Origin of the sequence: Bacillus sp. SRB_8, assembly GCF_003264205.1 — a bacterium.
Lineage (GTDB): Bacteria > Bacillota > Bacilli > Bacillales > Bacillaceae_G > Bacillus_A > Bacillus_A mycoides.
This window is the reverse complement of sequence record NZ_NADT01000019.1, coordinates 460,629-483,356: the sequence shown is the minus strand read 5'-3', so window position 1 is coordinate 483,356 and position 22,728 is coordinate 460,629. Positions and strand designations below refer to the sequence as shown.

Here is a 22,728-nt window from a genome sequence, read left to right as displayed (position 1 = left end):
TAACTGTTACAAATCAAAAGGAGGTCATTATAATGAACAAACAAAGAGCACAAGAGATTGCCGCTTCACCAGTCATGGCTAATGTAACGTATAATGGAGTTCCAATTTATATTCAAAATGTGGCTGAAAATAATGAAACAGCTAGAATTTATCCTCTTAATGAACCCCAGAATGAACAAGAAATTCCTTTATCCAACTTAATAGAACATTAATTGGTTACATGTTACCTCAATAAATAATTACTCAAACATACAAGTACCACTTACAATGGTGTTTGTATGTTTGAGTAATCTTATTTTCTTCTAGCTAATTAGGTTAATAAGGATAAAAAACATTTTTGATTGGTGGTTACAATCCTCTTTAATAAAGCAGCAAAAAAACTACCAAAATTATGGTAGGATTTACTAAATAAATGACTTATTTAAATTAGTGATAACAATGTACCTCCAACGGCACCAGTAAAAATGTAAAAACATGCCTCGCTAGTTTAAGGGGCGCTCAAGCAAGCTTAAGTTCCCTTTCATTAAATTCAAAAGATGAAGAAGTAAAACGTGTTTTTCATGAATGTATGTTAGAAATGGACAGCGTCATTGCTGATTTAAAGGATAGAGTTTCCGTATTAGAACGTGAAGAACCCCCATATAAAGGGTTTTAAGTAGACTGGAGGAAATTACTATGTCTCACCTACCCGAATGGACGCTTGTCATTCTCCGCTCTGTATTCATATTAATTGTTTTATTTACTATCACAAAATGTTTAGGAAAAAGGCAAATCTCTCAACTTTCCTTTTTCGAGTACGTAGCTGGAATGACAATCGGTGGTATCGCCGCTCAAGTATCTACAGGGCTAGACCAAAAAATTTTCCATGGCGTCTTGGCCATACTTATTTTCGCTTCGGTACCTTTTTTCGTAGGAATTCTTTCCTTAAAAAACAAAGCCGCGAGAGATTTCTTTGAAGGTAAGTCTACAGTTTTAATAAAGGATGGCAAAATACTTGAGGATAATTTAAAGAAAGAAAAGTATACCAGTGATGAATTACTTGAACTTCTCAGAGGAAACGGAGCCTTTAGTATATCCGAAGTAGAATTTGCCGTCTTAGAACCAAGCGGAGGATTAAATGTATTATTAAAGAAAGAATCTCAACCACTTACAGCAAAAGATATTGGCTTGAAAGTACCAAATAAAAAGGAACCACAAACTGTTATTATGGATGGAAATATACTAGATGAACCTCTTTCAGCTAGTGGGCATAACCGCGCTTGGTTACATTCTGAACTAGAAAAACTCGGTGTTGTCATTGAAAATGTCTTTCTCGGTCAAGTTGATTCATACGGACAACTTACTATCGACATTTATAATGATAAACTTCAAATGCCTTCTCCTCAAAACAAACCTTTATTATTAGCATCTTTAAAAAAATGCCATGCTGATCTTGAACTATTTTCTTTAGAAACGAAATCAAAAACGGCAAGTGAAATGTATAGTAAAAATGCACAACAAATTGAAGCTATTTTAAACAAGGTAACCTACCTTCTAAAGGAATAAAAAAGGACGTTCTCACAAGCTTCCTTTTCTCAGAGTGTCGGAAAACCCTTTAGGGTTTCCCAACACTCTGACATCTTTGTAGATTTTAGCAAATGAAAACAATAAATGAGGATGGATTTGGGCTTCTTTACTAGGATTAGGAACCGTTTTTGGTGTATTAGCAACACGTAATTCAAATATGACGAGACCTATCCAACGTTTTTAAAATACAACAAGAACATTTATTCCATCCAAAGTAAACTTCGCAAATATGGAGTTTTCCGATGAAATTACGCCTAACAACCAAAAGAAACAAGGTAACAAAAACTAATAACTATTACCATTACAATACAAAAATTCCATCAAAAAACAGTGAAATAGATAGCCGGTTCCTTAACGTACAGGAAACCGGTTAACTTGTGTCTAAACGTACAATTTTCTTTTTTTGATATGGTGACCCCTCGTAGGTAATATGAATATAAAAGATTAGAATCTTAGCGGATTTGGCAGGGGTATTTATAAGCTTTATCACCTTTTATATAGACATATAATTATTTACTTATGTTATGATTTTAAAAAGGGCCTAAGAATTATATATTAAAAAGAACGGAGGGATAGGTTTGTTGGATCAATTGCTAATTGTAGGTATATATCTTTTAATAATTTACATGTGTACATATGTTACGCTCGAATATCAGAAAAATAAAATTAGTAAGCAGCACTTTCTGATATGGTTAGTTTTTATTTTTTTAACAGGACCTTTAGGATTTATCATTTATATCTTTTTGGATAAGAAAAAGAGTACAAACTTTAAATAAGAAAATCTAATGTGAATTTTATGTAAAGGTGAGACTTTTTCGTTGAATATATAAGTAAATAGTTATATACTTATTTCGAAAGAGAGAATAAAGTACTTTATTTTTACACAACATATAAGCGTATGCTTATGTAATTATAACAAGGTAGGTGTAGATATGAAAAAAACAATTGTAGAGGTAACAAGAGCATCCCAATTTCTGAAACTATTAGGAGACAAAACAAGGTTAACAATTGTATCAATCCTTAAACAACGTGAATGCTGTGTCTGTGAGCTTCTCGAAGTATTTGATATGAGCCAACCTTCTATCAGTCAGCATCTTCGAAAGTTGAAGGATTTAGGTTTAGTGCAAGAAGAGCGTAGAGGTCAGTGGATTTATTATTCTTTAAATCAAGCAAGTGATTTATATGCGCTTTTAGAAGATATTTTAGCGCATGTATCTGACCAAACAGAGAAAATTAAACAAATTGAGAAGAGCAATCCTACACTCCGGTGTGGTTGTTAATAAATAGTTAGAAAGGGAAGTGAGAAGGATGAGCAACACGGGGAAAAAACGTCTGTCTTTCCTAGATCGATATCTAACCCTATGGATTTTTCTTGCGATGGCAGTAGGGATTGGAGTTGGATATCTATCACCTGGATTCGTTGATGGAATGAATAGTTTACAGGTAGGAACAACGTCTATTCCACTTGCGATTGGCTTAATTTTAATGATGTACCCACCGCTCGCTAAGGTTCGCTACGAAGAGATGGGGCGCGTTTTTAAAGATGTAAAAGTATTGGTATTATCACTGGTACAAAACTGGATTATTGGTCCTGTTTTAATGTTTACTTTGGCTGTTATATTCTTACCAGATAAGCCAGAATATATGGTGGGCTTAATCATGATAGGTTTAGCTCGTTGTATTGCGATGGTTATCGTATGGAATGACTTAGCGAAAGGTGATACAGAATATGCGGCAGGATTAGTAGCATTTAACTCTGTATTCCAAATGTTATTTTTCTCAGTATATGCTTATGTGTTTGTAACAGTTATTCCAGAATGGTTAGGAATTGAAGGTGCTGTTGTAGATATAACAATGGCAGAGGTTGCAAAATCAGTGTTTATATATTTAGGAATTCCATTCATCGCAGGAATGCTAACACGCTTGATTTTTGTAAAAACGAAAGGACGAGAATGGTATGAAAAAGTATTCATTCCAAAGATTAGTCCAATTACTTTAATCGCATTACTATTTACAATCATTGTGATGTTCTCTCTAAAAGGAGAAGTGATTGTTAGCGTACCATTTGATGTTGTACGTATTGCAATTCCATTACTCATTTATTTTGTAATTATGTTCTTTGTCTCTTTCTTTATGGGCAAAAAAATCGGTGCAAGCTACGGAGTATCAACAACATTAGCGTTTACAGCTGGTAGTAATAACTTTGAATTAGCGATTGCAGTAGCTGTAGGTGTATTTGGAATTCAGTCAGGTGCAGCGTTTGCAGCAGTTATCGGACCTTTAGTCGAGGTTCCAGTTATGATAGCACTTGTAAATGTAGCACTTTGGTTCCAGCGTAAATACTTTCAAACACAACCCAAATAAATATTCATAATAAAGGTGGAATTATCATGGAAAACAAGAAAACAATTTACTTTTTATGCACAGGAAACTCATGTCGTAGCCAAATGGCAGAAGCTTGGGGTAAAAAATATTTAGGTGACAAATGGAATGTACTTTCTGCTGGTATTGAGGCACACGGAGTAAATCCGAATGCAATTAAAGCAATGAAAGAAGTAGACATTGATATTACGGACCAAACATCTGATATCATTGACCGTGACATTTTAGACAAAGCAGATTTAGTTGTAACACTTTGTGGTCACGCAAATGATGTATGTCCGACAACACCACCACATGTAAAACGAGTTCACTGGGGATTTGATGATCCAGCTGGTCAAGAGTGGGCTGTATTCCAAAAAGTTCGTGATGAGATTGGTGAACGTATTAAAAAGTTTGCTGAAACAGGAGAATAATTGAAAACAAAATAAGCCGAGAATTTTTTCTCGGCTTATTTTATAAAGAAGGGGAGAAATCAGAGATGAAAAAAATTGAAATTTTTGATCCTGCAATGTGTTGTTCTACTGGAGTTTGCGGTCCAAGTGTTGATCCAGAGTTAATTCGTATTTCAATTGCTGTTAACAACTTGAAGAATAAAGGAATTGATGTGACTCGTTATAATTTGGCAAGTGAACCAGATGCATTTGCCAATAATGTTGTTATCAGTCAACTATTAACAGATAAAGGACCAGACGTGTTGCCTGTAACTTTGGTAGATGGAAAAGTAGTAAAAGAAAAAAGTCACCTGACAAATGAAGAACTTGCACAATTAACAGATGTAACAAAAGAAGAGTTGAGTCAAAAGCCAGTCGTACGTTTAAAGTTAAACGTGAAAAAATAGAGAAAGAAGTGAAAGGCAATGACAAACTTATATAATCCAAAAACAATAGCATTCACACCATTTTTATTCTTTACTGGTAAAGGCGGAGTTGGAAAAACATCTACTGCATGTGCTACAGCTATTACGTTAGCTGATATGGGGAAACAAGTTTTATTAATAAGTACTGACCCAGCTTCTAATTTACAAGATGTGTTTGAAATAGAACTTACGAATAAACCGAAAGAAATTCCAAGTGTTCCGAACCTACAAGTAGCTAACTTGGATCCTGAAACAGCAGCACATGAATATAAAGAACGTGTTGTTGGTCCATACCGTGGAAAGCTCCCTGATACAGTTATTGCAACGATGGAAGAGCAATTATCTGGAGCTTGCACAGTAGAAATGGCCGCATTTGATGAATTCTCTACGTTACTTACAAATAAAGAATTAACATCGAAATTCGACCACATTATATTTGATACAGCGCCAACAGGTCATACGTTACGTCTTCTTCAACTTCCTACGGCTTGGAGTGGTTTCTTAGAAGAAAGTACTCATGGAGCTTCTTGTTTGGGACCATTAGCAGGTCTTGGAGATAAAAAAGAGTTATATAATCAAACGGTTCAGGCATTATCCAATCCGAATCAAACAATGCTATTGCTTGTCACACGACCAGATAGTTCTCCATTACAAGAAGCGGAACGAGCAGCTCATGAATTAAAAGAAATTGGTGTTAGTAATCAATTTCTACTTGTAAATGGGATCTTGAAAGACTATGTGCAAAATGATGATGTCTCAAATGCATTGTTTAAGAGACAATCACGTGCGTTAGAAAACATGGCAGAAGAATTAAAGAATCTTCCTACGTATGAAATTCCATTAGTACCGTTTAATGTTACAGGGATAGAGAATATGAGAAAACTGGTTCAACCAATGGAAAATCTCTCGATTTCGAATGAAAAAGCAAATACGGTCTCTATACCTTCACTCCAGATATTGATTACTAATCTTTCAGAATCAGGAAAACGAGTGATTTTTACAATGGGAAAAGGTGGTGTCGGAAAGACTACGGTAGCTTCTGCAATTGCAGTTGGTCTGGCTGAAAAAGGATACCATGTACACTTAACTACAACTGATCCCGCAGCACATATTGATTATGTTATGCATGGGGAACAAGGGAATATTACGATAAGTCGAATTGATCCAAAAGTAGAAGTTGAAAACTATCGTAAGGAAGTTATAGAGCAAGCAAAAGATACGGTTGACGAAGAAGGTTTAGCGTATTTAGAAGAAGATTTACGTTCTCCTTGTACAGAAGAAATCGCAGTTTTCCGAGCTTTAGCGGATATTGTTGAAAGAGCAAATGATGAAATTGTAGTTATTGATACAGCGCCAACGGGTCATACATTATTGTTACTAGATGCAGCACAAACGTATCATAAGGAAATTGCACGTTCTACGGGTGAAGTACCACAGTCTGTGAAAAACTTATTACCACGTCTTCGTAATCCAGAGGAAACAAGTGTTGTCATCGTAACATTAGCAGAGGCTACTCCAGTACACGAAGCAAGCCGTCTGCAAGGAGACTTAAAACGTGCGGATATTAATCCGAAATGGTGGGTTATCAATCAAAGTTTTTATGCAACACATACAAGTGATTCCGTGTTAAGAGGAAGAGCGCAGTCTGAAGTACAATGGATTCAAGCGGTTCAAAAGGAATCACAAAATAACTGTGTTATCATCCCTTGGCAATCGGATGATATTGTGGGATATGAGAAGCTTAAAGCTTTATTGAAATAAAACATTTTTAATTAGTTACTATGAAGGGGAGAAATGAAAATGAATATTACAGATAAAGCAAAAGAGTTTATTGAAACTGCTATGAAAGAAAACGGTGTTTCAACATTACGTTTTACATTTGATGGTGCTGGATGCTGTGGTCCTAGCTACGGTATTAATTTAGGCGAAGTACAAGAAAACGATGTCACAGAAACAGTAAATGGTATTCAAGTTGCTATGGATCCAAAGGTTGTTGAATTAGTAAGTACATTGACACTAGACTATGTAGAAGATCAACAAGGGGCAGGCCTTGTTATCAGTGGCGGATCTAACTGCTGCTAACTAACAGTTAAAGGAGCTTAACAAACATGACTAACTATCACGAACTAGTAAAAGGAAAAGTATATATTGGTGGAGTAGACGCTATACAAGACGCAGTAAAAAAGCATGGGATTACAGAGGTGTTTGATTTACGTGCTGGAGGAGAGGAACCAGAAGGATTTCCGGTTGGAACAAAACGTCATGCTTATCCAATCGTAGAAGGTGTAGAAGGGCAAGACGAATCAGTAAGAAATGCAATTGCAACGGTCAAGGAAGCTGTTGAACAAGATAAAAAAGTATTTTTCCATTGTTCTGGTGGACGTAATCGTACAGGTACAGTTGCAACTGGATTGTTATTAGAATTAGGTCATGCTTCTAGCATAGAAGAGGCTGAACTAAAAGCAAAAGAGATTCGTTCAATTATTAATATTAAGCCAGAAATGAAGAAAGTGTTAAAACGTTTATACGTATAATTCATCTAATCTCCAAAAACAAGAGTTTTTGGAGATTTTTCTTTAAAGGTGTTGTCTTCTGTTGGGTTTATTTGATTTAGCAGAAAATTAAATGGGTATAAACCTATAAAATTTTAGTTTAGACTATCTTGAATTTAATAATTTTGAAAAAACGTTATCCTTTCTAAATATGGAAATTAGAAAGGATAACGTTTTTGTATTTAAGGATATTAAAATTTCTTAAATTAAGGAGCGTATAGGCTGTACTTTATATTTTAGTTATAAATAAAATAATATTTAGAGTATAAATCAAAAAAGTTGTACTTATCAATCATTGCTGCTATTTTTCATGAACTCAGAGAAATTATGGAGAAACTTAGGATAAATTTCAATTCATCAGCATTTTTTTGATGAAGTAGGGAAGTAATGATACTAAGAAATTCCTCTCTTTATGGAAATTTCTTAATTACATATACAAATCTAATCGTTTAATTTTCTCCACTCATATTCAAGATTACTATAGGTAAAGAGCACATTGGAAGGGCTTAAAGCATTAAAGACTATTTCTTTTGCTACATAATTATGTCTATGTAAACGACTGTCTAAAATAGCAACTATCCCTTTATCATCTTCACGCCGAATTAAGCGCCCTATTGCTTGGTTTAATTGTATAGCCATTTTAGGTATCAACACTTTTTGCATTCTAAATTCACCAGCAGTTTTGATTTCTATTTCTAATACTGGATCTAAAACTGGATAGGGTAACTTTACTATTATTACATTCTGCAAGGAATCTCCAGGAACATCAAATCCTTCAAAGAATGATCCTGATGCTAGTAAACAAGAAGATTTATTATTTTTAAATTCTCTAATTAAGTTATCCGTTGGTTTATTTTGTGTTTGTTTTAATAACTTAAGTTCCAATTTCCCGTTTAAACGGGAATATATTTCATTTAAATCATTAAAATTTGTAAATAAGATTAGACTTCTACCTTCTGTAAGATTTAATAATCGAGCAATCTCTTTGGTTATTTCGGTATAATAATATTCATCTCGATTGGAAGGATTGGGAATTTCTTTAGGGATATATGCTAATCTATGCTTGGCATAATCGAAATTATTATTTAAATGATGTGGCAACATGAATTCATTTGTATATCCGACTTTTTCCATCATGTAATTAAAAGTATTATTTACTCTTAATGTCCCAGATACTAAAATAACAGATTGACGTAATTTCATTAATTGTTTATTTAGAATGTCTGAATAGGTTTTTCTCATTATGTTAAATATCCATTCTTCCCGTCGACTTTTTTCTATAAATGAAATATAATCCTTCTCACGATAAAAACCTTGAATAACCTCGATAAAAGTTTCAATGCTTAGCTTCAAAGTATATGGGATAGTACTTTCATAATAATTAATATTATCTATTACTTCTCCAATTTTGATTAACTGATTTAATAAACGATATAAAGTGTTTTGAGCTGCCTTTAAATTAACCTTATATTTTCTTCCATCTTTTTCTATAGAAATTTCATCTTTTTGTTCACCCTCTTCAAATTCCGCCGAAAGCAACCAGTGTGGTATTTCTTGTTTAATTTTATTTACAGAATATAAAAATTTTGTATTTAACTCTTCAAGGTTATTAAAATATCTATATAAAGTTTGGTCAGTATCAAATTTTTTTAATTGCGACTTCTTCTCTTTTACAGTTTCTTCAATTTTTTTATTTACCTCTAATAATTGAAGTGCTGTAAAAGAATTGGTAAATATAGTTTTAGCCGCATCTTCTAATTTGTGAGCTTCATCAACAATAAAAGTTGCTACATTTTCTAAACTCGGAAATATACCACCATTTTTTACTTCAAATTGATTCCTAAGATATGCCAATAACTGTTGATGATTACAAACAATTATCCCTTTATGAGTAGCGAGTTGTTCACGATAGCTGAGATATTTACAACTTCCTTTACAATTGCATTTATTTGCATTAATTTCCCGCCATATGGATTCATTTACTATGGTTGTATCTACATCATTTTTATCAAGGAATTTACTATGAATATAAAATGTAAGTAAGGCATCTTTTAAAATTATATTTTCGGCTTTATTTGGAGTATTATTTTTAATTTCTCTTTCTAAAAAATTAATATATGAACGAATTCTTTTAGAACATCCAAAATTTGATTTTCCTTTACCAATTATTGAAGGTGTTTCTTCTATTTGATAAAATTCTTTTAATAAATTATTTATTGCAGGAATATCCTTATTGATTAATTGGTCTTGTAATACAATAGAGGAAGTGCTAATGATTATAGCTTTTTTCTTTTGGCTTGTATTTCGTTGGAGTAATGCAGGTACTAAATAACCATAAGATTTTCCAATCCCTACTTCGGCTTCAATCATAATAGTGTTATTTGTACTTATTGCTTCATGTATTAAATCACTCATAAAAATTTGATTTTCTCTTTTCATAAACCCTTTAAATGTTGATAAATCCTTAAAAAATTCTTCAGGAAGAATAGTGAATTTTTTTGCACTCTCCATCAATGAATCAATAATTTCTGAGCTTTTAAAACGTTTACCTTGCTTTTTTAATTCAAAATATGTTTCATGGTATTGTTTTGCATTAAATAATGATTCAGCGGTAGACAGCTCTAGTAAACTTTCATATATATCTTCCTTATATTTATGTGGAAGTAGACCTTTATTTTTCACCTCTAATATAATATTGTGAAGTTCTTTAATTTTAAATTGGGCTATTAATTCTTTTTCTAATCTCTCTAAGTGTCCCTCAATTCTATAGCTATCTAAGTCTATTATGTCCATTGATAAAGCTATTCTTAACTCTGGCAAAGATTTTGGATTAGCTGTTATAGTATATAACTTTTGTTTTACCCATAGAATACCTGGAGTATATCTTAATTTCAGGTAGAGGTTTAAAGCTTCTAGATAATCTTCTTTATCTTCTAGTTCAATTGCTATTTTTAAATTCTTACTAAGATTGATATTATATGCCCCAAAGTTCTTGATTAGTGCTGTTAAAGATTCCCTATCTGTTGCGGTCCTAATGATATGATGTTTATAACTTTCTATATCATTACGTTCTTGTTTATACTCTGCAAGCCGTCTAAATATTTGGATGTATATTTCTAAATTCATTTTATGTGTTATTTTTTGAGCTTCTAGTGAGGCTACAATCTTTGAAAGGTGTTCAATATCTATAATATTGAAATTGTTTTCTATCCAGTTTATTGCAATATTAGGTTCAATAGACTTCTTAAGAATTGAATCACTTATTTTTTTACTATCCGATGTAATATTGATCAACCTTCATCCTCCGATTCTGTTATATCTTTAGCTAATAATGAATAACAAATAAATCAAAAAAATTAATAGAAGATATTTCCTTTCATAATCATAGTTTATATTTTAACATTTTTGAATAGTAGAACCAAAAAGAAAGTTCTTTATATTAAAATATACATACTCTCAGTAAAATAAACTAAATTCACTTAAAATAATAGTTCTTATCTTAACAACCCAATAAAGTATTATTACCTATTGAGAAAATGGTATAATTTAGCTGAGGAGGGGATTTTATATTATGGTAGATTTCAAAAAGAAACTTACAAAAAAGAAGATTGAAAAAAAAATTCGTCCTAATGAAATTTACGCTACTCTTGACAGAGAAAGTGATAAAGGGCCTTTACGTCCTGTACAAGAAAAAATTCTTCATAAATGGTTTGAGGAATTCCAGGGAAACAAAGATGTTATTTTAAAATTACATACAGGTCAGGGGAAAACATTAACTGGACTACTTATGTTACAATCTAAATTAAATCAAGACAAAGGTCCTGCTTTGTATCTTTGCCATAATAACCAACTTGTAGAACAAACCTGTCAGCAAGCAGAGAGTTTTGGGATTAATTATTCAACGGTAAACGGAGATATTCCAGATGATTTTATAGATGGAAAAAGTATACTCATAACATCTATACAAAAACTATTTAATGGTGAAACTAAATTTGGTTTAGGTGCTAAAGCCCTTTCTGTTTCCACAATATTAATGGATGATGCTCATGCATGTATAGAAGTAATTAAAAACGCATGTAAAATTCAACTAAAACAGGGTTCTAATCCATACCAAGAAATCTTTTCTCTTTTTTCTTCGGAATTACAAAATCAAGGTGCAGGAACGTATGCAGATATTACTCGTAAAAATTATGATGCATTAACAGCTGTTCCATATTGGGCATGGCAAGATATGCATCAAGAAGTATCTGATATTTTATCAAAATATAATGATCAAAAAGAAATCAGATTCACCTGGCCGATAATTAAAGATATGATTAAATACTGCCAATGTTTTATTTCTGGAACAAGCTTAGAAATTATTCCTTATGTAAATCCGTTATATATGTTTGGTTCTTATCATAAAGCGGATCATAGAATTTTTATGTCTGCGACAATTACAGATGATTCTTTCTTTATTAAAGGGTTAGGAATCCCTTCAAAAACTATCCGTAATCCGCTATGTTTGGAAGATGAAGGTTGGTCAGGTGAAAAAATGATATTAATACCATCATTAATAGATTCATCATTAAGTAGCCCAGAGGTAATCAAATTATTTGCACCTGTAAATGAAAGAAGAAAATTTGGTGCAGTGGCATTAGTACCTAGTTTTAATTCAACTACAGATTGGAAGAAATACGGTGCTACTGTAGCAACTAAAGAAACTATTGTTGATAAAATAGAAAATCTTAAGGATAAACAGTATTCAAAAACCTTAGTGATTGCAAATAGATATGATGGTATCGATTTACCTGACAATACCTGTAGAATCTTAATATTGGATTCCAGACCGTACTTTGAATCATTGTATGATAGATATTTAGAAGAGTGCCGTGGGAGTAGTGAGGTAATTTCAGTGAGATTAGCTCAAACAATTGAGCAAGGCCTCGGGAGAGCTGTACGTGGAGAAAAAGACTACTGTGCTATAGTCATTACTGGGACAGAGTTAGTACGCGCAATCCGTAGTAAAAAATCACGAGAGAATTTTTCGCTTCAAACTAGGACACAAATTGAACTTGGCCTTGAAATCGCACAGTTTATTAAAGAAGATATTAAAGAAGGTGCGGATCCAAAGGTTGAGTTATTAAAGCTTATACAGCAATCTATAACGCGTGATGAAGGTTGGAAAGAATTTTATACTGAAAATATGGATAAAATGAAAGCTGAAAAAGATGTATCAAAGATGTTAGAAATATTTGAATTAGAAAAGCGTGCCGAAGAACAATATTCAAAAGGAGAATATTCAAAGGCTGTTCAAACAGTTCAAAGATTGATTGATAACCATGTAACAACGGATGAAGAGAGAGGCTGGTATTTACAAGAAATGGCCAGGTATATATATCCTTCTTCAAAAGCTCAGTCTAATAAATACCAAATTAGTGCTCATAGGAAAAACACATTCCTACTCAAGCCTAAAGAAGGCATGGAAATTCAAAAAATGTCAAATATTAGTCTTAAGAGAATAGAAAATATAATTGAGTGGATTCATTCTTTTGATACCTTTGAAGATTTGCACCTAGAACTAGATGATATTTTAACAAGATTAAAATTCGGTGTGAATTCAGATCGCTTTGAACAAGCTTTTGATGAACTTGCAAAAATCTTAGGATTTCAAAGTCAAAGGCCAGATAAAGAATGGAAAGAAGGACCGGATAATTTATGGAGATTAGAAGATAATACTTATCTTTTAGTTGAGTGTAAGAATAATGTTGATGTTGAAAGAAATGAAATTAACAAAGAAGAAACTGGCCAAATGAATAATGCATGTGCATGGTTTGAAAAGGTAATTGGGAGTGTGCCTGTAAAAAATGTAATGATTATTTCAACTAAAAATGTGGCTAGAGCAGCTGGATTCAACAAACCTGTAGAAATAATGAGGGCAAACAAATTAAAGTCATTAACTCAAAACGTTAGAAATTTCTACTTAGAGTTTAAGGAATTAGATTTAAACAATTTATCTGAAAATAGAATTCAACAATTACTAAGTACATATAAACTAACAAGTGCAGATTTTCTTTCTGATATTTATTCTGAACAACCTAAGCATCATTAAGGTCAAAGAGGAAACTGCATAATTTAAATATGTCAGTGTACATGGTGCGTAGAAGCCATCTAAAATATAAAATATTTATTTTGGAAAGTTTTCAAAATCTTAGCTTCATAACGAATGTGGTGCTGAACCTCATTGAATATATTTGATAAAGTTAAATTAAATATTGACAACATAATAAATGAATTATTGAATGAAATTGAAGAATTAATAAGTTCGCACAATGGCGTTGTAGTTGAAGTTTTCCCGTTATCCAATGTACCTTTACTTAAATAAAGTTATTTAATTTTGATGTAAAAAATATAAGAGCCTTTCTACAATAAAATGTAGAAAGGCTCTTTAAATAGTTTAAATGTATCTTTGTAGACTATAGTCAACGGAAGGATTCTAGTTTATAATACAAATTGACAATTTTTATTTTAAAAGAGGATGAAATTCAAAACATGAATGTAACAATTAATGATACTTTAAGAAAAATCGAAATTCCCGAAATGTTAAGAGAGTATTTATTGAAAAGTAATAAAATGGTAGATTCTTTAAGTGCAGAAATGTTATTGGAAATTGAAGACATCTATGTTTTCTATAAATCTCTATATAAATTTGATGAAACAGAATTTAGTGTGAATGTTATTAAATCAATTGAAAGGTGTAAAGAGACTGCAGGATTTTATTTTTATTTAAAAAAAGTATTGGACAGTGGATTGCAGATATCTTCTAAAGGGAATGAAAATGAAGAAAGGGATAGGGTATTAGAAATATCACAAGACTATGTTAATGAGCAATTTAAGTGCATTACAAGAGAATATATTGAGTCGATTAATCAAATATACAAAAATGAAAAGCATATTAATCTAAAGAATGTATATAAGAATATAGGTAGGTTAGAAGTGTTAGGTGATATTTTAGAAGATAGATATCTGAAAGATTTACTTTCATCTGGAAATGAATTATTGAAAAATTATGAGGGGAATTTAAATTAAATTATAAGGTGATTGATAATATATAAAGGTATTTTATAAAAGAGTCCATTTTGAAAAAAATGGACTCTTTTTGTTTGGTGCATGTTTTCTACTATTTTTCATTGAAAAAATCAGGAAACATCTCTTGTAGTTTATTAATAGGTTCCTCTAAATCACTTTTTTCTGAGGGTTCTATTGAGTCTTTAGAAGCTTTGAATAGGGTTTTAAAATTTGTTAAGCTACTGTTTTTATCAATGCTAGCGTTGAAATCTAACAAATTGTCTTTGAGTCCTGTTTTTTCTTGTAAGTGAGGGAAAGAACTAGAAATAGTTAATTGATCGTAAAGGTTTTTATAATGTTCAACTTGTACTTTAAGCTTCTTAATTTGTAAATCTTTTTCAGCAGCAATTTGCTTTATATGGATAACTTTTTGTTCATCTTTTTTTAGGATATGGAGTTCTTCATACAATTTAATAAACATTGTCTCAAATCCATGAAGTGCATTAATAATTTTAGGGGTATTACCCTTATAAATTTCGAAAATCTGTTCAATATTCGGAAAATATACCTCATCATCTTCGCTTAAACCAATTGTTCGATAAATAGGTTTATTTAATTCAGCTATAGTTTTTTCTAATCTTCTCTTCCAGGTGTTTCTTCCAATGCCAGTCTCTTTTTCAAGAAGAGAATAAGTTAGATGTACGTGCCCTAATCTATTTTTAACTTCTAATGCAAGTTCTTTTAATTCCTGATCAGTAAAAATTTTAGGCCGCCCTGAGTTTTTTTGTCTTCCTTTTAGCATCAGTTCTTTCACTCCTCTATAAACTTTGCATCAACAATAGCCTTGTGGTCCATATACTTTAATAGTTGTCTAGAATGTTTAGTTAGAAGAGACTCGTGATAGTTCACTCGTTCATGTGACTTCGATAAACTAAATTCTTTAATATATTCAAGATGATCATTGATTCTATTTTCTAAATCCCTTGAGTAGGATTCTAACCACTTAATCGCCTCGTCATATTCATCGATAGATGGACTGAAAAAGTAATGATTAACACATATTCTACAATCCTCAACGCAATTATTAGGAAAATTTTTATCAGTGCAGTAGCCATAATCAACTTTTTGGTACTGGTCTGAGTTTTTAGGTGAATATAATATTCTGTTATCAAAAATTTTTCTTTTAGTTCCCAAAAAGCCACCAGACATTTTGTTTTGAGCTTGTTTTTCAACTATAGTTTGAGTAAGTCTGTATACATATGATTGAGCAAATAATTTGGCGTGAGAATAATAGTTTGACGCATGTTGTATAGTTGTTTGCCCAGCTAATCTGGCGATGGATAAAACATTAAATCCTTGTAAGAACATATTAATGATTGCAAAATGCCTTGTATCACCTGGAGAAATCTTATCTAAAGAGTACTGTGAATACATCTGTTCAACTATTTCTGTATAAAAGTTATTCAGTAAAGTTTGAAATTGATGTTTTATAATTCTATTTGAGGGTCTCTTAATACTTCTAGAAAAAAACTGACAATAAAATTCTTGTGGGAATAGATTATCCGAATGAATGTTATACGTGTCCAAAACATATTGAAAATCTTTAATCGCCTTATATATATCATCAGTAATAAGAATATGTTGAAAATATTCTTGTTGTTCGGGGCTATCAAACTTTTGTTTTGATCTAGGAATAACAATCCATGTTTTACCATCAGTTGTTTCAGGTAGACAATTATATTTCATCCTTAAAAATTCATTGGGTCTCATGGGAATAATATTTGTAATAGTCCACCATAAAATTACAGGGTAATATTTATGATATTTAGGTAGAACCACCTTATATTTAAAATCATTAATTATTTCATCAAAAAGCAGGACATGATAAAAATTGGGTAGATCTCTATTTTTCCATTTAGGTGAAGGGAATGAATCGCATATTTCTATGTATTTTTCATGTCCTGGCAGCTGTGAAAATTTTAAAAATTCTTTAAGTACAAGTGCTAATGTTGAAGCCCAAGGTTTGCTGAAACTAGAAAGTAATTTTTCGAATTGATCTGTGGAGGTTATTCCCTCGGTTGCTAAAATTATTTTCCTAAGTATATTGAATTCAGTTTCTATAGTTGATGGCGAGATACCTGAAGCACGCCTTAATAAAAGATAGCATTTAATAATGGTACGTAATTTTTTATATGAAAATAATTTTTGAAATGGCAGCTTAAAAGGTGTATTTTGGATATTACATGGAATAAGCCATTCATCATCATCAAAAGATTTTGCCATTATATATCCATTGCTAAGTAAATCGTTAAATATATTTTCGAATTTGGATACGTTAATATCATTGTAAGTTATAGATTCAGTAACGGCTATTGGCGTGTTCCCCATATTTATTATCTTTTTTAATTGCATAATATATATCCCTTTACATAGTATTTTTTATAACAGTAAGTGTTGTTTAACTTTCTCTAATATTATTGTTTTTTCTTTTAAAGGAAGAAAAGAATTGACGACATCAATACCAAAAGCTTTAATTGCTTCGTCAATTAACAAAATAATATTGAGAAGAAAAAACGAATCCCTTTTTCTAATAGCATCATATTTGGTGTTCTCTAATGAACTTGTTAATCTTTTAAGTTCACTAATGGCTTCAATTAACACCATTTTTTCAGGAATAAAATACTCACAAGAATAACATGTTTTTAGATTTTTTCTTTTACAATTAGGGTATACAAGGCATTGGCCCGTTTTTTCTTTTGAGGGCATTTGATTTGTAAATAATTTTATTGCGAGTGTTTTCAGTTCTTCTATTGGAAGATGCTTGATTTCATCTATAACACGGTTCTTGTTAGTATGAATATTCTGTAAAAATATCGCCCATTTTTCTAGTTCGATAGGTGAAATAGAATTACGTAGCTCTTTAATAGTATCGGTTCGTTCTTCAATTGTTTGTCCATTTTGGATATCTTCTTTTAATCTAAGTAAAATATAGTTGTATAACCATCCAAACATACCACGATTTAACAAGTTTACTGACACTCTATTTATGCTGCCATCTTTATTTTTGGCTTGAATGTAAATAGCAGTTGTATCTGAATTTTTGTGTGATCTAGTGTTTTTTGTAATTTCTAGGGCTAAATCAGCATCTTCACCATCTTCTTCTAAGATTGAATAAAAAAGATAAGTCATGGTACTTCTATTCATGACTAAACAGTCAAAATCTTTTAATTGAGGAGAGGGATTAAAAAAGTTTAAATGCTGATCCTTTCCAGATACTCGGGCTGATACAATTTTTTTGCCAAAAAAGAAAGTACCAAGTATAAGAGAGCTTTCCGGAAGGGCAGTGTGATTTTGTATATTTCTTTTATGAAGTTCAGAAATTACAAGTGAATGCGCTAAGCTTTCTATTAAATTTGGAGATACATAGAAGTTATAAAGTACAGAAACTTTGTTTGCTACGGCGTTTCGAAGTTTAATATAAAGTTGATTAATAATACTTTGTGATTCTTCCATGGTTAATTTATTGGTTTTGAACCAAGATAACTTGTCTGCTCTTATAGAATCCAGTTCTATAGAAGGGAATTCATGAACGATATCTATTCCTCTCCAATTATTGGTGAGAAGAATTGTTGTGTATGCCCACATATTGGCATAGTATCTACATGTAGTAGCGTGAGTAATATGCATTTCAATGTTTTGAACATGAGTATAATACTGGTGATAAATTTCAAATGAGTATATTTTTTTTTCTGAATAAATACTCTCTTTTTTTGCGTAGTAGTACAAATATTTTTTTTCTCTATTTATTCCATTTTGATTATCACAATATGTTAAGAATTGAACGAAAATTTTTTTAAGTTCATTAGATAAGGATCTATTAGAAAGAAAAAGCTCTATTTTAGCATCCGAAACGGTCCATATTTCCCCATGGAAATTAGAAAGCATTTTATCATATAAGTTAATAAAGTTTAATATATAGCCTCTTAAGGAGAATGGTCTTGCATTGCTGGAATTAATCTTGATTTCCACCCATTTTTTATAAAAAGATGATGTTTTTATAAAATCACTGGAAGGGGGATGGTTATTATAATGTTTTAATAAGTCTTCTAAAGCTTTATGTGTATCGTAAACAGTATCTAATACATATTGTAGACTTTCTAAATACTTATTTGCATTTTGGATAGGGATAAAGAGCCTATTATTTATTTTTATAGCACCTGTCAATAGGCCTTTTTTTATATCTAAACGTAGTTTATCGAATGTAAATCCTGAAATAGAGCGTAGGGTATTCAAATCGTAATGATCAATTAAATGTAGCATTCTTGTTTTATGATTGTAGTAGTATTCTTTTTGGAAATTATCTATATCAGTTTTTGATACTAGCCAATGGTATCCACCAGATGCAGGAACTTTTTTTGAATTAGGGAAGTAGTCTTTTAACAGCCCTCTTAGCCAAATTGGTGGAGCTTGTAGTTTTTCTGATGCTTGTTTAACAGTTAAGAAATTTGTCGTAGGTTTGTTTTTTTCTTGTTTTTGTTTTTTTTCTTTTTCTTGTTTTTGTTCCCGTGTTTCTGTATGGGTAGTATGTCCGTAATTTCCTTTTTTGGAAAAATAATTTAAAAACTGGCTGAGTTCGTTTTTATGAAAATAGTATTTATTTAGATGCATTACATAATTTGGTATTCTCTTTCTATATATTAGGTATCGGATTGAGCTGTCATTCACATGAATTTTATGTTTTTCAAGTTGACTTATTAGTTCTTGGATGGAAAGAAATTCTTTAGGGTTATATTTATCTATATAGCCGATCTTTTCTTTGATTAGTGATAAATGAGACTTTAGAAAAAATATACTTCCTTTAGCATGAAGGAATTTAAAAGCGTTGATTTTATTTTCATATATGTATTTATGAATTTGTTTTTTTGATATTCCTAGTTCTAGGCTAAGTTCATTAATTGTATAGTAATCCTCAATTTTCTGTGATGGAATATTCGAATTATAATGTTCGAAATAGTAATCCTTTAGTGTTTTTATTTCTTCTTTATGAATATAAAGTTTATTTTTGAATTTCATATATCTTTTTATTAATCCACTGGAAACCTTTTTTTGAATCCATGATATTCCTCGTATACACAAACCGTCTTTTTTTAAAACTTCAAATACTTCATACGTTGTTAGGTAGGAGTTTCTATCGTCAACAGGATTCAGGTTAGCTTTTTCTTTTGTTTTTTCTATCTCGTCTATATGGATATATATATGTCCTTTAATGTTTTTTATATTTGAAATAAGCCCTCTTTTAATATATCTATAAGCTGTAGCTTCGTGAATTCCTAATGACTTACTAAATTCCGGTACAGTTATGTATTGGAGTTCACTATTATTTTCAGTAGACATTTGTTCACCTCTTTTGTGAAGGGAATATGATATTAATTAAATTTATTTCTATCAATAAGGCGGGGGAGATAATTTTCATGCATATTATCGAATTTATCTTCGATTTTTTTTCTCATTCTATCGGTCTTAACCATATATGTTAAAGATGATAATAAATTGTCATCACCACGATGAAAAGCTAGTTCTAGAGGATTATCTGTATTTTCGGCAATAAGGTTAGTGAAAGTCCCTCGTCCTATATGAGTAGACCAATCTGCAAGGAGTAAATGATTCGCTAGGATTTTTTCTTCTGAGTTACCGTATGTTTTTAAGAAATTTATAAAATTATGTTTTAGTTTATTAAAATATTGACTGTAACTTTTTCCTGACATAGCTTTTCCGTCCCTATTTATAAAAAGAGCACCTGAGTCAGTATGATCTTTATATAAATTAATATGATCTGCAAAAAGAACTTTTCCCCAGTCAAATATTTGTAGAACGGCCTGATCTCTAGGCTTTTTTACGCTACTGGATCCAGAATGATCTTTAATATCCTTTCTGAAATTTTGATTTTTTAGAGTGAGTAGAAAATCTCCAGTATTTAATTTTCTTTTTAAGTTTGAACGTTTCAAATTGACGACCTCACCTCTTCTCAAGCCACCGAATATTTGTAGATAAACTCCTAATGCTATTGGCTTTGTTTTTAGGGTAGCGATTTCTAATAATAGTGGAATGTATTTTGCTGGTAACATATGTTCTTTCTTTGAGACTGTTTTGGTGGGATAGATGACTTCAAAAGGGGATTGGAAATAATATTTTCCTTGATAAGTCTCTTTTTTTATAAAAAGGGTTTCATTTACTTTTGGTAAGCATCCTTTCTTTTGAAGCCATATATAAAATAATGTTAGTGTTCTTTCAACATCTTTAACCGTACCTACTGTTCTTTCTTTGCGAGATAGATTATTAAGAAAATCATTTCCATGTGCTAGTTTTAATTCTTTTAGATTATTAATCCCTAACTGTTTCTTGTTAGTTAATAAGTAGTTTAGAAAAGAAACCATATTATTACAATGTTTTCTTTGGGTATTGTAAGCATTATATTTCCAATTGCTTAGTATAAAGTCGCTTAATGGATGTACAATGTGTATGTCATTTGAATTTTCTTTAAGTCCAATAATTGAGAATTTCTTATTTGTTATATCACCTTTACTTGAAGTATTCCATTCTAGCCAAACAGGAATAGAGAAAAACTTATAATTTTCTAATTGTAGAGTAATCATTTTTTACCGTCCCCCCAATCACATTATTTTGTACATTATCTTTACGGATTTGGTCGAAAGATATGTGTATAAATCTATAATATATTGTCGCTTTTTTGTGTACAACAATAATTTCTTAAAATTTAGAATTTACTTGTTTTTAGAGTGTTGGATAAGTATAAATATGTACATGAAGTTTAAGTACATATTTATGGAGATATGTTGTATGGAGAAGGTCGGCTGAAAATGTAACAGAATATTGTACGAAAGGCTCACTTGTTGGGATTACAGGGCGTATTCATACGAGTAATTACGATGATGAACAAGGAAAGAGAGTATATAGAACTGAAGTTCTGATTGAGAATATTACATTTTTAGAGAGAAGGCGGGAGAGTGCATCGCAATAATATTAGAATTTTAATGATAGTTTCGGATTAATTAGGTGGAAAGAGAAAGTATGATGATGGGAAGAAATCAATAAAATTAAGCATCCGAGTAGGAGTATAAAGGGGTAACATGTTACAATACAGCTAAGAACACGCAATAAAGGAGAGTTTTTTACGTGAAGATTAAAGCAATTGAACCGACGCCAAGTCCAAATACAATGAAAGTTATTTTGAATGAAGTATTACCATCAGGAGCGCGTAATAATTATACAAATGAAAATAAAGAACAAGCACCAGTGCAAGTGCAAGAAATTTTGAAGATTGAAGGCATTAAAGGTGTGTATCATGTTGCAGACTTTTTAGCAGTGGAGCGAAATGCGAAGTATGACTGGAAAGTTTTATTACAACAAGTTCGTGCTGTTTTCGGTGAAGAAATAGTGGAAGAAAGCGAAGAACAACAACTTTCTCATTTTGGAGAAGTGAAAGTGTTTGTTCAAATGTTCTTTACAATTCCGATGCAAGTGAAGTTAACAGATGGAACCTCAGAAGAGCGTGTTGGTTTACCTGATCGTTTTAAAGAATCAATTATGAAAGTGCAAATGTCTGCACCTAACGTTGTGAAAGAGCGTAAGTGGGTAGAGCAAAGTACACGTTACGGTAATTTTGAAGAAATCGGGAAAGAAGTAGTAGAAGAAATTATTGCTGCTTATTCAGAAGAACGGGTAAATGAAACGGTTAAAGAATTATTAGATCAAGCAGGTGCTGTTGAAGTAACGATTCAAAAGCGTGAGCCATATAAAGTAACAGAAGAGATGATGAAAGATTCTGACTGGAAAAACCGTTTTGCAGCTTTAGAACAAATGGATCCAACGGAAGAAGATATGGTGGTATTGAAAATGGCATTAGATGATGAGAAAGTATCTATCCGCCGTTTAGCAACAGCTTATTTAGGTATGGTAAAAGGTGAAGGAGTATTGCCGTTATTATATAAAGCGTTATTAGATCGTTCAGTAAGCGTTCGTCGTACAGCAGGAGATTGCTTATCAGACGTAGGTGATCCAGCAGCGATGTTCGTTATGATTAAATCTCTGAAAGATTCAAGTAAATTAGTACGCTGGCGTGCAGCAATGTTCTTATTTGAACTTGGTGATGAAAGTGCAATTCCGGCACTAAAAGCAGCAGAAGATGATCCGGAGTTTGAAGTGGCGATGCAAGCACGTTTAGCTTTAGAACGTATTGAAGGCGGCGAAGAAGCAAAAGGATCAGTATGGAAGCAAATGACGGAGTCTCGTAAAGGGGAATAGTTT

At 31.6% G+C, this 22,728-nt stretch carries 17 protein-coding genes and 4 pseudogenes; 15 read left to right on the top strand and 6 right to left on the bottom strand.

Annotated features, from left to right (window positions below; genetic code table 11):
* Positions 1-32 precede the first annotated feature (32 nt).
* From B5P40_RS17990 to B5P40_RS17935, 11 genes and pseudogenes are all read left to right on the top strand, one after another.
* Entirely contained in the window at positions 33-212 is a 180-nt protein-coding gene (locus B5P40_RS17990) for a small acid-soluble spore protein H (protein WP_113709552.1), read from the top strand.
* 251 nt (positions 213-463) lie between these two features.
* Positions 464-655, top strand: a pseudogene (locus tag B5P40_RS17985) (DUF1657 domain-containing protein); the annotation flags it as partial.
* A 20-nt stretch (positions 656-675) separates the two neighbouring features.
* Positions 676-1,545 (top strand): DUF421 domain-containing protein, encoded by an 870-nt coding sequence (locus B5P40_RS17980; protein ID WP_113709551.1) that lies wholly within the window; start codon positions 676-678, stop codon positions 1,543-1,545.
* A 115-nt stretch (positions 1,546-1,660) separates the two neighbouring features.
* Positions 1,661-1,855 (top strand): annotated as a pseudogene (locus B5P40_RS33540) (hypothetical protein).
* Between the two features lie 643 nt (positions 1,856-2,498).
* Complete coding sequence (locus B5P40_RS17965) at positions 2,499-2,846, top strand: ArsR/SmtB family transcription factor (RefSeq protein ID WP_113709549.1); 348 nt, start codon at positions 2,499-2,501, stop codon at positions 2,844-2,846.
* 28 nt (positions 2,847-2,874) lie between these two features.
* Positions 2,875-3,930, top strand: a complete 1,056-nt coding sequence (gene arsB, locus B5P40_RS17960; protein WP_113709548.1) for an ACR3 family arsenite efflux transporter — start codon at positions 2,875-2,877, stop codon at positions 3,928-3,930.
* Positions 3,931-3,956: 26 nt separating this feature from the next.
* Complete coding sequence (gene arsC / locus B5P40_RS17955; RefSeq protein ID WP_016107123.1) at positions 3,957-4,361, top strand: arsenate reductase (thioredoxin); 405 nt, start codon at positions 3,957-3,959, stop codon at positions 4,359-4,361.
* 65 nt (positions 4,362-4,426) lie between these two features.
* Complete coding sequence (arsD, locus tag B5P40_RS17950) at positions 4,427-4,786, top strand: arsenite efflux transporter metallochaperone ArsD (protein WP_113709547.1); 360 nt, start codon at positions 4,427-4,429, stop codon at positions 4,784-4,786.
* An 18-nt stretch (positions 4,787-4,804) separates the two neighbouring features.
* Complete coding sequence (arsA, locus tag B5P40_RS17945; RefSeq protein ID WP_113709546.1) at positions 4,805-6,565, top strand: arsenical pump-driving ATPase; 1,761 nt, start codon at positions 4,805-4,807, stop codon at positions 6,563-6,565.
* 39 nt (positions 6,566-6,604) lie between these two features.
* On the top strand, positions 6,605-6,886 hold the full coding sequence (locus B5P40_RS17940; RefSeq protein ID WP_113709545.1) for a HesB/IscA family protein: 282 nt from the start codon (positions 6,605-6,607) through the stop codon (positions 6,884-6,886).
* Between the two features lie 26 nt (positions 6,887-6,912).
* Positions 6,913-7,338 carry a protein-tyrosine phosphatase family protein gene (locus B5P40_RS17935; protein WP_113709544.1) on the top strand — a complete coding sequence of 142 codons (426 nt, stop codon included), beginning with the start codon at positions 6,913-6,915 and terminating at the stop codon, positions 7,336-7,338.
* 306 nt (positions 7,339-7,644) lie between these two features.
* On the opposite strand, the pseudogene B5P40_RS33535 reads toward B5P40_RS17935, so the two are convergent.
* Together B5P40_RS33535 and B5P40_RS17925 are read right to left on the bottom strand one after the other, a co-directional pair.
* Positions 7,645-7,766: pseudogene (locus B5P40_RS33535) on the bottom strand (helix-turn-helix domain-containing protein); the annotation flags it as partial.
* A gap of 31 nt (positions 7,767-7,797) precedes the next feature.
* Positions 7,798-10,650, bottom strand: a complete 2,853-nt coding sequence (locus B5P40_RS17925; RefSeq protein ID WP_113709543.1) for an ATP-dependent DNA helicase — start codon at positions 10,648-10,650, stop codon at positions 7,798-7,800.
* Positions 10,651-10,927: 277 nt separating this feature from the next.
* Between B5P40_RS17925 and B5P40_RS17920 the strand changes: the two genes are divergently transcribed.
* Both B5P40_RS17920 and B5P40_RS17915 read left to right on the top strand, forming a co-directional pair.
* Positions 10,928-13,447, top strand: coding sequence for a DEAD/DEAH box helicase (locus B5P40_RS17920; protein ID WP_113709542.1), 2,520 nt, complete (start codon positions 10,928-10,930; stop codon positions 13,445-13,447).
* A gap of 440 nt (positions 13,448-13,887) precedes the next feature.
* Positions 13,888-14,424 carry a hypothetical protein gene (locus B5P40_RS17915; RefSeq protein ID WP_242473737.1) on the top strand — a complete coding sequence of 179 codons (537 nt, stop codon included), beginning with the start codon at positions 13,888-13,890 and terminating at the stop codon, positions 14,422-14,424.
* A 91-nt stretch (positions 14,425-14,515) separates the two neighbouring features.
* On the opposite strand, the gene B5P40_RS17910 is transcribed toward B5P40_RS17915, so the two are convergent.
* From B5P40_RS17910 to B5P40_RS17895, 4 genes are read right to left on the bottom strand one after another with little or no spacing between them, the layout of a single operon-like run.
* Positions 14,516-15,205 carry a hypothetical protein gene (locus B5P40_RS17910; RefSeq protein WP_113709541.1) on the bottom strand — a complete coding sequence of 230 codons (690 nt, stop codon included), beginning with the start codon at positions 15,203-15,205 and terminating at the stop codon, positions 14,516-14,518.
* Between the two features lie 8 nt (positions 15,206-15,213).
* The gene (locus tag B5P40_RS17905) at positions 15,214-16,815 is read right to left on the bottom strand and encodes a site-specific integrase (RefSeq protein WP_113709540.1); all 1,602 of its coding nucleotides are present in this window, start codon (positions 16,813-16,815) and stop codon (positions 15,214-15,216) included.
* Positions 16,816-16,842: 27 nt separating this feature from the next.
* A complete protein-coding gene (locus B5P40_RS17900) occupies positions 16,843-19,797 on the bottom strand; it encodes a helix-turn-helix domain-containing protein (RefSeq protein WP_113709539.1) in 2,955 nt (984 codons plus the stop codon).
* A 32-nt stretch (positions 19,798-19,829) separates the two neighbouring features.
* Entirely contained in the window at positions 19,830-21,056 is a 1,227-nt protein-coding gene (locus tag B5P40_RS17895; RefSeq protein ID WP_113709538.1) for a hypothetical protein, read from the bottom strand.
* Positions 21,057-21,253: 197 nt separating this feature from the next.
* Here B5P40_RS17895 and ssb point away from each other — a divergent pair.
* Both ssb and B5P40_RS17885 read left to right on the top strand, forming a co-directional pair.
* Positions 21,254-21,442 (top strand): annotated as a pseudogene (gene ssb / locus B5P40_RS17890) (single-stranded DNA-binding protein); the annotation flags it as partial.
* 155 nt (positions 21,443-21,597) lie between these two features.
* Positions 21,598-22,725, top strand: a complete 1,128-nt coding sequence (locus B5P40_RS17885; protein WP_113709537.1) for a conserved virulence factor C family protein — start codon at positions 21,598-21,600, stop codon at positions 22,723-22,725.
* Positions 22,726-22,728: the final 3 nt, after the last annotated feature.